The sequence below is a fragment of the Nonomuraea sp. NPDC002799 genome (assembly GCF_053592075.1).
Genome location: NZ_JBSFVA010000082.1, coordinates 1 through 12,757, shown reverse-complemented (window position 1 = coordinate 12,757; position 12,757 = coordinate 1). Strand labels below are relative to the sequence as shown.

Sequence of the window (12,757 nt, the reverse complement as noted above, 5' to 3'; positions counted from 1 at the left end):
TCCCCGCGGCCCAATGGCTAACACCCCCGCCCGCGGGGGGCCGCGGGGGCCCAGGGTCCCCAGGGGGCGCAGCGGGGAACACCCCCGCACGCGCGGGGCCGACCGGGTGAGCCCGCCCGACGCGTGCGGATCAAAAGGAACACCCCCGCACGCGCGGGGCCGACTTCTCCAGCCCGGCCCGGATCCGGGCGAGAGTCGGAACACCCCCGCACGCGCGGGGCCGACTTCTCAACGACAGCGCTGCGAGGCCGGAGCGGAGGAACACCCCCGCACGCGCGGGGCCGACCGGAACTCGACCAGCGGCACCTCGCCCATCGGGGGAACACCCCCGCACGCGCGGGGCCGACGGCGTGGACGGGGCCCACCTGACTGTGGCGCGCGGAACACCCCCGCACGCGCGGGGCCGACGATCAACCAAGATCTCCCCCTGGTAACCCCGGGGGAACACCCCCGCACGCGCGGGGCCGACGTTCCTCGCACCATCACCGACCACATGCGGTCGGGAACACCCCCGCACGCGCGGGGCCGACGTGCCGATCGGCACGGCGATAGTGTTGCCGCCCGGAACACCCCCGCACGCGCGGGGCCGACGGGTTGCCGGCGGTGAACACGCCGGTGAGCAGGGGAACACCCCCGCACGCGCGGGGCCGACGTCCCCATCATCCCCGGCACCGCCCAGGTGACCGGAACACCCCCGCACGCGCGGGGCCGACGGGGCATCGGCCGACCGGGCCTTCATCATGCCCGGAACACCCCCGCACGCGCGGGGCCGACGGGCCGTCCGTAGGGCTCTGGCAGATCCGGAGCGGAACACCCCCGCACGCGCGGGGCCGACGGGCCGTCCGTAGGGCTCTGGCAGATCCGGAGCGGAACACCCCCGCACGCGCGGGGCCGACGCGATCCCCGGCACAGGCGACGCCGGGTCCAGAGGAACACCCCCGCACGCGCGGGGCCGACGTGTCCTTGTGCCGGTCCTCGTGGCCGTCCAGGGGAACACCCCCGCACGCGCGGGGCCGACACACGATGCAGCGGTACCTGCGGCCGGACCTGCGGAACACCCCCGCACGCGCGGGGCCGACGGTGGAGCCGGGCACGAGGAAGAGCCACATCCCGGAACACCCCCGCACGCGCGGGGCCGACTACCGGTACTCCACGGGCACCTCCTGCACGAATGGAACACCCCCGCACGCGCGGGGCCGACGTCATGTCCGCGATGTCGTCCCCGCACTACAAGGGAACACCCCCGCACGCGCGGGGCCGACGCTGGAGTCAGAGTTCGGCGACGCTAGTTGATCGGAACACCCCCGCACGCGCGGGGCCGACGGGGAAACACCGTAGGCATGATCAGTGATCTCCGGAACACCCCCGCACGCGCGGGGCCGACTCCAGTTGCGTGGCGGACGCACCGGGCGTCACCGGAACACCCCCGCACGCGCGGGGCCGACTTCTCTTCGGTCGGGTTGTCGGCGTGGGCCAACGGAACACCCCCGCACGCGCGGGGCCGACTTCTCTTCGGTCGGGTTGTCGGCGTGGGCCAACGGAACACCCCCGCACGCGCGGGGCCGACCCAGCGTGCCCATGGCGATGGCCATGTCGCCGGGGAACACCCCCGCACGCGCGGGGCCGACCCCGGCCGGGAGCGGCACGGGCAGGTCCAAGGTGGAACACCCCCGCACGCGCGGGGCCGACTACACCCTCGACTCCGACCCGCCGGAGGACAGGGGAACACCCCCGCACGCGCGGGGCCGACCGGGTGCTGCACCCTGAGCAGGTGCCCGTGCCGGGAACACCCCCGCACGCGCGGGGCCGACGGAGGCAAGGCAGCTCCGCCGCCCCCCCGCCCGGGAACACCCCCGCACGCGCGGGGCCGACCGGGCCGGGCGGGGCGGGAAGAGGCCGGCGTGGGGAACACCCCCGCACGCGCGGGGCCGACCTTCTTCTTCGTCGTCTCAAGATCGCCCAGCGCGGAACACCCCCGCACGCGCGGGGCCGACGGCGAGACAGAGGGCGGCGACGATGACGAGCAGGGAACACCCCCGCACGCGCGGGGCCGACGAGGCCAGGATCAGGCGGGCTGACTGCTGCAGCGGAACACCCCCGCACGCGCGGGGCCGACTCATCCAGCTCGGCCGGCGTGACGCCGACAGCCGGAACACCCCCGCACGCGCGGGGCCGACACCGCCGTCGGCGACTGGCCGGCCACCGCCCACGGAACACCCCCGCACGCGCGGGGCCGACGTAGATGGCCTACAGGATGCCCAGAGAGATCAGGGAACACCCCCGCACGCGCGGGGCCGACCCGAGCAGCGGGTGGCGGTGTTCGCCGAGTGCGGGAACACCCCCGCACGCGCGGGGCCGACACCGCCAGAGCGTGACACGGACCCTTCGACCGCGGAACACCCCCGCACGCGCGGGGCCGACAAGGCGCACGCGCTCAAAACGTGCGCCCAAGTCGGAACACCCCCGCACGCGCGGGGCCGACGGCGTGGAACAGGCTGCCAGCGAAGGCGATCAGGGAACACCCCCGCACGCGCGGGGCCGACCTCGACTCTCTCGCGGCCGACGACGAGGTGTGGGGAACACCCCCGCACGCGCGGGGCCGACGTCGCCGTCTCCACCGCCGACCAAGCACCCTGGGGAACACCCCCGCACGCGCGGGGCCGACATGGCGCTCATCGTGGCACTGACCACGAGGCCCGGAACACCCCCGCACGCGCGGGGCCGACGGCGGAGGCTCAGACCCGGGACTCGGCGGCGCGGGAACACCCCCGCACGCGCGGGGCCGACTCGGACGTGGTGGACGGGTCGGTGTGGAAGCGAGGAACACCCCCGCACGCGCGGGGCCGACGTCGTTGGGCTGCTCATCGCCGGGCTGCCGTCCGGAACACCCCCGCACGCGCGGGGCCGACCAGAAGCTTCACGAGCTGCTCGGGTGACATATCGGAACACCCCCGCACGCGCGGGGCCGACGGACACGCAGCGTGTGACTAGGGAAAACGGCGAGGAACACCCCCGCACGCGCGGGGCCGACGCACCGTCGCGGACCACCAAGACGGGGCCCATGGGAACACCCCCGCACGCGCGGGGCCGACCCGCCCATGAAGGTCACTGAGTAGTAGTCCCGGGGAACACCCCCGCACGCGCGGGGCCGACCCAGAGAGCAGGCCAGTGCCGAAGCCGGCTCGCGGAACACCCCCGCACGCGCGGGGCCGACACTTGTTCACCTGCAGGTTTACCGGTGGAGTGGGCTGTTTTCCTTCGGTTCGGATATTGGACCTGAGGCGCACGGTCTATTCGTGATCTTTGTGATTGATCCTCCCGCTAACGCTTCGGCGTAGGTGAACGATATCGCAGGTGTGCATCGTGGCCCGGATTTGTCGGTGGCGGTGTTTAGGGTGCGGGGTTGATGGGAGGGCGCGATGCAGTGGCATGACGAGTTCGGTTACGAATCAGCCGTGATGCGGCAGCTTGGGGCGTTGTGGGGTAAATCTCGGCAGAAGGCAGGCGGTCGGACAAATCTCCTGCTTTCACATCTATTGGACACTGCGGCGGTGGCGGAGCGGATATGGGACAACTATCTGGCGCCCTCCACTAAACGGTCATTGAATGCCATTTCACGAGACCGGGGGATTATGTTCTTCGCCTGGTTGTGTGGAGTGCATGACTGCGGGAAGGCGACGCCGGCGTTTCAGCGGGTGGACGCCGAGGGTGCGCAGGCGGTGCGGCGGGCTGGGTTGAGCTGGAATGAGCCGGTGGTGCAGCGGGCTCGGTGGCGGCATGACAAGGCGGGTGGAGCGCTCCTGTTGCGTCTGTTGCGGGAGGCCGGCTGGGAGGCCGCGCAGATCGCGTGGTTGTGGCCGCTGGTCGCCGGCCACCATGGGACGGTGCCGTCGGTGGGTGCGCTGGCGGGGCTCAGGACAGCGCGGGGTGAACCGCAGGGGAAGGGCCCGGCATGGGCTGGGGTGCAGGCGGCGTTGGTGGAGGTGTTCACCCGGCTGGTCGGGTTCACGAGCCTCGCCGACGTGCAGCCTCAGCAGGCGCCTAGCCGTGCGGTGCAGCTGCAGCTCAGTGGCCTGGTGGTGATGGCGGACTGGATCGCCAGCGACGAGCGTCACTTTCCCGGCGTGGATGACCTGGCCGATGTGACGGTGCATGGGGCGCGAGATCGCGCGGTGAAGGCATGGGGAAACCTAGGGTTGCGCGGCGGATGGGGGCGCCTGAACAGGCCGCCGCTGGACGCGTTCGCCGACCGGTTCGATCAGTCGCCCCGGCCGTCGCAGGACCTTGTCATGCGGGTGGCCTATCGGATGCCGGGGCCGGGGCTGCTGATCGTCGAGGCGCCGATGGGGGAGGGCAAGACCAAGGCGGCCTTGCTGGCGGCCGAGGTGCTGGCGGCCCGGTTCGGCGCCGATGGGGTGTTCGTGGGCATGCCGACGCAGGCGACCAGCGATCCGATGTTCAGCCAGGTGCGCGCCTGGCTGAAAAGAATCGACGGTGAGCTGGCCGGCCAGGTGGCGCTGCTGCACGGCAAGCGGATGTTCAACAAGGAGTGGCAGCGCCTCCTGCAGGAGCCGGACACCGACCCCGACGGCTTCTACGGCAGCGTGGACGAAGACGATCTGTACGGGTTGGCTGATTCCCCCTTCGGCGGGGGGCGGGATGCGGGCGCGGAGCGGCAGGCACCGGCAGAGTGGTTCCTCGGCCGCAAGCGCGGGCTGCTCAGCCCGTTCGTGGTCGGGACCGTCGATCAGTTGCTGTTCGCGGCGACGCGGACCAAGCATGTGATGCTGCGCGCGGCCGGGCTGATGGGCAAGGTCGTGGTCCTGGATGAGGTGCACGCGGCCGACGTCTACATGTCGCAGTTTTTGAAGGAGGGGCTGCGCTGGCTGGGGCAGGCGCGGGTACCGGTGGTGCTGCTGTCGGCCACGCTGCCCCCGGCGCAGCGCCGCGAATTTGTCACTGCGTACCTGGCCGGTGCGGCCTGCGCGGAGACGTTCGACGCAGCGGCGCTGCCCTCGCCGCGAAGCTACCCCAACGTCACCGCCGCGTGCCTGGTCGACGGGCGGGCGGTCTATGACGTGGATGATGCGCGGCAGTGGCGCCCCGATCTGAGGGTGGCGGTGAGCGTGCTGCCCGAGACAGCCCCAGCGGGCACGGCGGGGGAGGGTCGGGCGGCTGAGGACGCGATCGCCGAGATGTTGCAGGAGCGGCTGGCCCAGGGCGGGTGCGCGCTGGTGATCCGTAACACCGTTCCCCGGGCCCAGCGCGCCTACCAGGTGCTGCGGGAACGTTTCAGCGACGGCGAGGTGCGGCTGCTGCACGGGCGGATGACCGCTCATGATCGGGCGGAGGGCACCGAGGAGTGTCTGCGGCTGCTCGGCCCGCCGGGCAAGGACGGTACGCGGCGGCCTGAGCGGCTCATCCTGATCGCCACCCAGCTTGCCGAGCAGTCCTTCGACGTGGACGCGGACGTGCTGGTCACCGACCTGACCACGATCGACCTACTGCTGCAGCGGCTGGGCCGGATCCACCGCCACGAGGGCGTGGCACGTCCACCTCGTCTCCTCCAACCGGAAGTGATCGTCACCGGGTTCGATCCGCGTGGTGGAGCGGCACCGTGGATCCTGCCGGCGAGTGAGGGCATCTACGGCCGGTATCTGCTGCTGCGCTCGGCCGCTGTGGTCTGTGCCGCCGACGGCGGCGCGTGGTCGGTGCCTGGCGATGTGCCGTCTCTGGTCGAGCGGGTGTACGGCGAAGCGCCCGATGTGGTCCCGCCCGCCTGGGCCCAGGCCGAGCAGCAGGCCCGTGACCAGTGGGCGGCCCGGCAGGAGGAACGGGCCCGCAACGCCGAGCCCTTCCTGCTCACCCGCACCGGTGAGCACATAAAGGAGACGCTGGATGGATTGCACTACGGCGCTGCCCCGGGCAGCCTGGCCGAGCACAAGCTGGAGGCCGTGGTCCGCGACGGAGACCGCAGCGTGGAGGTCATCCTGGTACGCGGTGACGAGCGGGGATACCGCACGCTGGGCGGCAGATGGCTGGGGGTTAACGGCGAGGCGCTGCCGGACGACGTGCTGGAGGAGGTGCTGGGCGCGACCGTACGGCTGCCACCCAAACTCACCGGACCGGCCGAGCAGGAGCTGGCGCCGTTGGACGGCTGGCGCGGCCACCCGTGGCTGAAACGAAGTCTGGCGCTGGTTATGGACGCCGACGGCCTAGCTCCTTTGGGCGGCTACCAGGTGGGATACGACCCGAACCTCGGGCTGATAGTGAGCAGCGGGATTCCTTGAGCCGCAGTGAGCTCCATGCGACCGGTCATAGTTCACGAGGCAGTACCCCCAACTATTCCCGGTCGCATGGATCTCTTATCCCCGCGGAACGGGGCCAACTGATGTGTTGAGCACGGCCCAAAACGTGACCGAGGGCCATCCCCGCGCTGGGTCCGTTCGCGGGGCCACAGCTACCAGTTTAGGCATTTCGCCTGAAGCCAGGAGGTTCTTGTGCGACCCTGTCGAGGAAAGGGTTAAACGAGACCGCTTCGCTGAACGCCAGATCCCCCTATCCGCTGTGCGGCATTGGGCGTTCAACGAAGCAGGCGAGCGGGCTGTGGCCTCTTATTCGAGCAGGTCAGCCCGGGAAAGAGGCGAGATGCACACGATGGGCTCTGGGGATCCAGAGGGTGAGATGATCCTGCTCTTCTTACAGATGGCGATCATCTTGCTGGAGCTGGCCCTACGGATGAGAGGGCTCAGCTAGCGGTGCGAACCGCTAGCTGAGCCGCCAAAGGACCCCGTTTCTGGTTCGGAGGCCGGAACGGGGTCTCTCGCTCCTGGACGAGCGATGCTGTCGCTTTCGTCCAGATCTTCTACTTACCTTACCAAGCTGCTGGTAGCCAGGTCACCGAATCGCCGAGAAGCTTCTAGGGGTCTGATTTGGCACGATTGGTCGACAAATGTATTATTTACTGTTTGTCCCTGTCTAAGTGTTTTGGGCAAAGGCGGAAATTCCGCGTGCCAGATTCCATTGACTTCGGTAATGCGCAGGTCGACTTGGCAGATTTCTGACGAAACCATCCTTGTCCTGGCATAGTTAGAAAATAGGTTGCAGTTGACGTCGCTCGCCATGCGGGATGATCTCTATGGGGGCTGAGTCGACATCGAAGCCGGGCGATGATGTTCTTTATCGCTGATCGATAGCAGTTGCACAGGTGCTTATCGGAACATCTGGTGTCAAAGGCCGCTACTTTTGAAGGTGTGGTTGGATGCACAGTTACGATCTGATCGAGTCGCCATGGCTGATGCCTCAGTTGTGTGGGCATGGTGCGCTGACACGCTGTTCTTTGCGTGACGCATTGGTGCATGCACACAAGTTCGGTGCGCTGGAGGTCGAGGTCACAACGCACACTCCGGCGCTGTTGCGGCAGGTATTGCTCCCTGTAATTTTGGATGCCCTGGGACGTCCGAAAGATCGTGCCGAGTGGGCGCTCCGGGTGGCCAATGGACGTTTCACAGATGCCGAGCAGGACAAGCTCAACGCCTACCTTGATGAGCACCGGCACCGCTTCGACCTGTTCGACCAAGAAGCTCCCTTCGCTCAAGTAGCTGAGCTACACACGGCCAATCATGAGGCCAAGGGCTCAGCCCTGCTGGTCGCGACTCAAGCTTCGGGGAACAATGTGCCGCTGTACTCGACCCGAACTGACGGTGACCCACTCCTTTTGACCCCCGCGGAGGCGGTCCGCTGGTTGCTTCACACTCACTGCTGGGACACCGCAGGCATTAAATCTGGGGCCGTTGGCGACCCTGCTGTGAAGGCGGGCAAGACCACAGGCAATGTCACCGGTGTCCTAGGACCGCTGGGAGTGGTCGTTCCCGTGGGACGAAGCCTCTTCGAGACGCTGATGCTTAACATCCCAATCGGACGACAGCCCGCGGATGACCTCCCACAGTGGCGGCGTCCTCCGGCGCAGGCACGTTGGGAGACTCGGCACGCCACCGGACTGCTGGACCTGTGGACATGGCAGGCGCGGCGGGTCCGGCTGATTCCAGAGCAGACCGACGAAGGTTTGCGGGTCCGTCAGGTCGTGCTGTGCGCAGGGGACCGGCTGCAGTCAATCCCGGAATGGGAGCCGCACACGGCATGGACCTTCGCGAGGGCGCCCAAGAGTCCTACAGGAAGTCAGCGTCGGCCGCGCCGGCATGTGCCAGGTAAGGCCGCCTGGCGCGGAATGGAAGCGCTACTGACTGCGGAACGGCAGAGCGGTGACGGCGGCGTGGAGACTTCGGTGCTGCTGAGCCAACTCGCCGACGTTCAGGCCGACGGCGTCCTGCCCTTCGACTATCCGCTGCAGGTGCAGACAATTGGCATGGTATACGGCAATCAGTCGGCGGTCGTGGAAGACGTGCTGTTCGATTCCATCCCGCTGCCGATCACCGGACTGCGTACAGAGACCGACACCTACACCACCTTGGTCGAAGTGACCGAGCAGGCAGAAGATCTCGCGCGAGCGGTCAACGACCTGTCAGCCGATCTACGGCGGGCGCGGGGGGCCGATCCGATCCCGTGGAACAAAGGGCAGCGCCCAGGCGAGTTCGTGTTGCACGCCCTCGACCCGTTGATGCGGCGCTTCCTGGTTGGCGTGCGAGCCAGCGCAGATGGTTGCGACACGCTGGAGCGGGGCCGTATAGCCTGGGAACAACTCGCCAGTCAGCAAGTATTGAGCGTCGCGACGAGGTTGTTGAATATGGCAAGGGGCAGCGAGTTCGCCGGGCGCGTAACGAAAGCAGAGAAGGCGGAGTACGTCTACCGGCTCGCCTCGGCTGAGCAGAATTTCGACGAGCGTCTGCATCTGGCGCTGCCTCGATGGGCTCAAAGCAGACGCGGCAATGTAACGCTAGCGAGCTCACCGCTGGCGCGAGCGGCTGGACAGCTCAAAGGCGAGAGGCAAACAGCCATGACCTCCACTACTGACCGCATCGTCCGCTATTGGACCCGTTATGTAGCTGCCGACGGTACCTGGCGATCCCACCAGGGACCTCCACCGGGGGAGGACTTGGCCGTCTTCCGCGCCGGGCTGGGGCGCCCGGCTGGCACGGTGCCGGCTCTGTGGCCGTACTACACTTCGCCCATCGACGACTGGCTCGCCCGTCAGGGCAAGGTCTCGCACGAGCTCACGGCCGAACATGCCGCGCTCGCCCTATACGGGTTGCACCAACAATCCCGCTCTGATCCCATGCATCGTCCCGGCGTCCCGCTCGGCCAGGCTCTGCGGCGCTTGCACAAGCAGTCCGAGAGCGATAGAGGGTTCATGCGGGAGGCGGTGGACCGGAGGGTCAACGCCGCCGCCTCTGCTACCCAGGTCGGAGCCTTCCTGACTCATCTGCGCGGCCTGATCTCCCAGATGCGGATCGTCGGAGCGCCGTTGGACTACGACCTGCTCCTACGGGACATCCGCTACTGGCAGCGCCCCGACACCCGCCAGTTAACCCGACGGCGGCTCGGCCTCGACTACTACGGCTGGCAGCCGAAACCGCACACGCCCGCCGAGCCAATAATCGATTTCCCCTCTATCGCCGAGTAGCCAGCCCTAACCTCTTCCTCTGATCGCTGTCAGGAGTTCCTCATGGGCAAGCGCCTATACGTTGACGTGCACATCATCCAAACCGTCCCGCCCGCGAACCTGAACCGCGACGATCAAGGCAACCCCAAAGAGGCATACTTCGGCGGCCACCGCAGGGCCCGGGTCTCCTCGCAGGCGTGGAAACGCGCAACCCGCACCAGCTTTGCGGAGCACGCTCCCCAGCAAGACCACGCCACCCGCACCAAGCGGATCGCCGCGAAACTGGCCGAGCGGCTGGCCGACCGGGCCAAGCTGGAGATCGAGCAGGCCACCCGCCTGGCCACCGCGCTGCTACAGCCCCTCGGCATCAAACCCGGCAAGAAAGCCGGTGACACCGCCTACCTGCTGTTCTTCGGCTACCGCCAACTGGAGGACATCATCGACCTGGTCGCCGACCAGGCCACCGATCTGACCGCCCTGGAGGACGAGGAACTGGCCAAGGCCGTCAAAGACCTTCCGGTGGCCGAGAAACTCCAGCAGGGCCACCCGATGGACGTCGCGCTGTTCGGGCGCATGGTCGCCGACATCCCCGCCCTCAACGTCGATGCCGCCGTCCAGGTCGCCCACGCACTGTCCACCCATGCCGTGGACCTGGAGTTCGACTACTACACCGCCGTCGACGACGAGAACCTCAAAGACGAGACCGGCGCCGGCATGATCGGCACCGTCGGCTTCAACTCCGCCACCCTGTACCGATACGCCACCGTTAACGTGCCGCAACTCGCCGACAACCTCGGCGACGTCGACGCCGCCCTGACCGCCGTCGACGCCTTCGTCGAGCACTTCGCCCGCTCCATCCCCTCCGGGCACCAAAACTCCTTCGCCCACCGCACCCTGCCCAGCCTGCTCGCCGTCGTGGTGCGCGAAGATCAACCGGTCAACCTGGTCTCCGCCTTCGAGAAGCCTCTCGCACCGGACGAGGAGGGCGAGGGCCTGGCCGCCGACTCCGCCGTCCGCCTGGCCGTGGAATACGACCGCGCCCGACGGCAATGGGGAGACACCCCCGCCCACGTCGCCGTCTGCCACACCTTCGACCCCGACCGGCACACCGGCGAACGGCTGACCACGATCTTCGGTGCGAACACCACCTTCCCCACCCTGATCGCAGACCTGCGCGCAGGTCTGGCCGAGAAGATCGAGCAAGCCCGATGACCGTCACCCACGCCACGCTGGTGCTGCGCTTGGCCGGCCCCTTGCAGTCGTGGGGCGACCGCAGTGTCTTCAACCGGCGCGACACCCGGCCCGAACCCACCAAGTCGGGAGTCCTGGGCCTGCTCGCCGCCGCATCCGGCCGTGCCCGCGAAGAACCCCTGGACGACCTGCTCGGCCTCCAACTCGGCGTTCGCGTCGACCAACCCGGCAGCCTGCTGCGCGACTACCACACCGTCAGCGATTACCGAGGACGTCCTCTGCCCCAGGCGGGCGTATCGGCGAAGGGCCTGCAAAAGCCCACCTCACCCGCCAAGTACACCCACGTCACCCAGCGCTTCTACCTCCAGGACGCGGTCTTCCTCGCCGCCCTGCACGGTCCCACCGCCCTGGTGGAAACCCTGGCCGAGGCCGTCCGACGCCCGGCCTTCCCCCTCGCGCTGGGCCGCCGCTCCTGCGTCCCCACCCAGCCCCTCTTCCTCGCCATCCGAGAGCAATCCCTGCTCGAGGTACTGAAAGGCGAGCCCTGGCAGGCTACCCAAACCGCCAAGCAGTTGTATGCCCGCGACCGCGGCCGCCCCGCCACCATCGACGTATCCGCCACCATCGATGACCCCAACGGTGAAGACTCCGCCATCGACGTCCCGTACTCCTTCGCCCCCCGTGAGCGCCGCTTCACCAGCCGCCGCATCCATCACCAGTGGATCACCCTGCCGACCGGATTCGCCAACGCCCGCATCACCCCCGACAAGCCGCAAAGCCACGACCCGTTCGCCCTCCTGGGCTGGTGACGAGACCATGACCTATCTCTCCCGCGTCAGAATCAATCCCCTACGTGAGAAGAGCCGGCTACTGCTGACCAGCCCGCACGCCATGCACGGCGCCGTCCTGTACGGCATCCCCGACGCCCCCACCGACCAGCGCATCCTGTGGCGACTGGACGCCGACGATCCCCGCCGCCCGATGCTGCTCATCCTGACCGCCACCCGGCCGGACTGGAGCCACTTGGTCGAGCAGGCCGGCTGGCCCGACGCCGACGGCGAACACGCCGCCATCCGCGACTACGCACCTCTGCTGGCCCAGATCGCCGTCGGCCGTGAATTCGCTTTCCGGCTCACCGCCAACCCCGTGCAGAACACCTCCGACCCCATCAAACCCACGGAAACGCAACGCGAACGGGCCACCGACACCAAACGCCGCTCCTTCCGCATCGGCCATCGCACCGCCGACCAGCAACTCACCTGGTTCCTGTCCCGCACCCAGCGCTGGGGATTCGACGTCCCGCCCGCCCACACCGACCCGCCCGCAGCAGGCTTCGAACCGGACAACGGGGAGCAGCCGCCGACGCCGCGCGAGGTACGCATCGTCGCCCGCGCGCGCCGCTCGTTCCACAAGAAGAACAACGGGACCAAGCCGGTCGTCCTGCACACCGCCACCTTCGAAGGCCGGCTACGCATCACGGACGTGGCAGCGTTCACCGAGCGGCTTCTGGGCGGGATCGGCCCCGCCAAGTCATACGGATGCGGCCTGCTCACCCTCGCCCCGTTGCCCAGCCTTCGCCAGGAGAGGTGATGGCCGACATCTGGCAGAAGGCCCACCCCCACGACCGGCACCGCGTCGCCGACCGCGTCTCCAGCGTCTACATCGAACGCAGCCACATCGACCGCGACGAAAACGCCGTCGTCGCCGCTTTTTCAAGGAGATCAATTTCTCGCGGAGCTCGGCGTTCTCCCTCTCAAGCTCCCGGATCCTGGCCCGGTCCGGCCCGGAGACCGGCGGCTGCCGCTCGTCCTGAGCGCTCACGATCCGGTGCCGGTTCACCCAGCTGCCCAGGGTGCTGGCGTTGATGTCGAACTCGCGCGCCACCAACGCGACCGTCCAATCGCCCTCCAGCGGGACTGTACGGTCACTGGTGTAACTCCTGATCAAGGAGAACACACCTGATGAGTAATGTGATCCAGGCATCGACGGAGATCGACCTGGAGGACG

The 12,757-nt window shown here is 68.4% G+C and carries 6 protein-coding genes and 1 CRISPR repeat array; of the genes, 5 read left to right on the top strand and 1 reads right to left on the bottom strand.

Going from position 1 to position 12,757, the window contains the following annotated elements; genetic code table 11:
- Window positions 1–75: 75 nt before the first annotated feature.
- Window positions 76–3,214: direct repeats of the CRISPR family, unit length 28 nt; unit sequence GGAACACCCCCGCACGCGCGGGGCCGAC.
- Window positions 3,215–3,419: 205 nt separating this feature from the next.
- The 5 genes from cas3 to cas6e all read left to right on the top strand — a co-directional run bounded on the left by cas3 (window position 3,420) and on the right by cas6e (window position 12,340).
- Window positions 3,420–6,290: a CRISPR-associated helicase Cas3' gene (gene cas3 / locus ACWD0F_RS50945; RefSeq protein ID WP_449890221.1), complete on the top strand. Its 2,871-nt coding sequence runs from the start codon at window positions 3,420–3,422 to the stop codon at window positions 6,288–6,290.
- 971 nt (window positions 6,291–7,261) lie between these two features.
- Window positions 7,262–9,580, top strand: a complete 2,319-nt coding sequence (gene casA / locus ACWD0F_RS50940; protein ID WP_449890219.1) for a type I-E CRISPR-associated protein Cse1/CasA — start codon at window positions 7,262–7,264, stop codon at window positions 9,578–9,580.
- A 42-nt stretch (window positions 9,581–9,622) separates the two neighbouring features.
- Window positions 9,623–10,771 carry a type I-E CRISPR-associated protein Cas7/Cse4/CasC gene (gene cas7e, locus ACWD0F_RS50935; protein WP_449890217.1) on the top strand — a complete coding sequence of 383 codons (1,149 nt, stop codon included), beginning with the start codon at window positions 9,623–9,625 and terminating at the stop codon, window positions 10,769–10,771.
- Entirely contained in the window at window positions 10,768–11,559 is a 792-nt protein-coding gene (gene cas5e / locus ACWD0F_RS50930) for a type I-E CRISPR-associated protein Cas5/CasD (RefSeq protein WP_449890215.1), read from the top strand. The genes cas7e and cas5e overlap by 4 nt, the downstream gene beginning before the upstream one ends.
- Window positions 11,560–11,566: 7 nt before the next feature.
- Complete coding sequence (cas6e, locus tag ACWD0F_RS50925) at window positions 11,567–12,340, top strand: type I-E CRISPR-associated protein Cas6/Cse3/CasE (protein ID WP_449890213.1); 774 nt, start codon at window positions 11,567–11,569, stop codon at window positions 12,338–12,340.
- Here the strand turns inward: cas6e and ACWD0F_RS50920 are convergent.
- On the bottom strand, window positions 12,281–12,733 hold the full coding sequence (locus tag ACWD0F_RS50920) for a transposase (protein ID WP_449890223.1): 453 nt from the start codon (window positions 12,731–12,733) through the stop codon (window positions 12,281–12,283). The two genes, cas6e and ACWD0F_RS50920, sit on opposite strands and share 60 nt — an antisense overlap.
- Window positions 12,734–12,757 lie beyond the last annotated feature (24 nt).